The 1,039-nt window shown below is 43.6% G+C and carries 1 protein-coding gene; it reads right to left on the bottom strand.

Translation table 11 applies throughout. The annotated features are described in order from the left end of the window. Nucleotides 1–235 (bottom strand): response regulator (locus AC1DUA_RS38845; protein WP_477504761.1); only part of this gene is annotated, 235 nt, incomplete at its 3' end. Nucleotides 236–1,039: the final 804 nt, after the last annotated feature.

Here is a 1,039-nt window from a genome sequence, read left to right as displayed (position 1 = left end):
CCTTAATGTACGGATAATTCAATTGGATTTGTCTAGTCAATTCAATCCCGTCCATAAAGGGCATGCATATATCAGACAAAACTAGATCAGGCCTAAGCTCAGAAATTGCTTCCAATGCTTCGCTGCCATTTCTGTAATCCCCAATACATTCAAATCCATGCCGTTCCCACTCGATGCTCTCTATGATGCCTTCTCTCACTTCGATTTCATCATCAACGATCACGATTCTATACATGGCGTACACCCCTGTTTCTACATAAAAAAACGGATTTCCGCTAATGTCAGGAATCCGGTTACAGCTGCGGATGCTTCATTTCCTAATATTATACAAGTCTTTACTTGCATCGGAAAGGAGTCTAATTTGTATGATTTTGTCGATCTATCCCAAAAAATGTATGAATACCCAAGTGGAAGCAAGCGAATACACAAAATGAATCCGCTTACATTAAATTTTGTCTTGGTTTGCCTTCAAATTAGAAGGACTGCCTCCCCTTGAGGCAAGGCGGTGATATCGGAAGGGTGCATTGGACGAAATCCAATGCACACAGTGATTTGAAGGCCCGATTACTGATTCTATTGGATGAATTCCAATGAGATCAGTAGATCGGGCCTTTTTAGCGCCGAAACTTGCGGTTTCGTTGGATTTCGTCCAACGAAATGAGCAAGTTAGGTGCGCAATAAGCGTTCCTATTGGATTTCATCCAATGAGGCTGTGCTGCCTCCCGCTATTTCTCACCGTTAACATGCGCGGCTCACTCCCTCACAACCTACCCCCAAATATAGCTACTTTGCCACCCCTTCACCTTCCACTCACACTATTCACCATACAGCCAACTTCAACCTCATCTGCCAATAGCAAATTAAATAAGCCTTAGCGGGAACTCCGCTAAGGCTCTACTGAAGAGAACTGCAAAATGAACTAAGGATTAGGCTATCACCTAGTCTCACTTCATTACCGATACACTCGACACATTTTGTTTCCTGCGCAGCCAAACGACGAGTCCAAATACAACCACAGTAGCCATTGATACCCATGAGC

It is taken from the genome of Paenibacillus sp. 01T422 (genome assembly GCF_056398785.1).
Note: the sequence above shows the minus strand (reverse complement) of the source record. Positions and strands in the feature narration are given on the sequence as shown.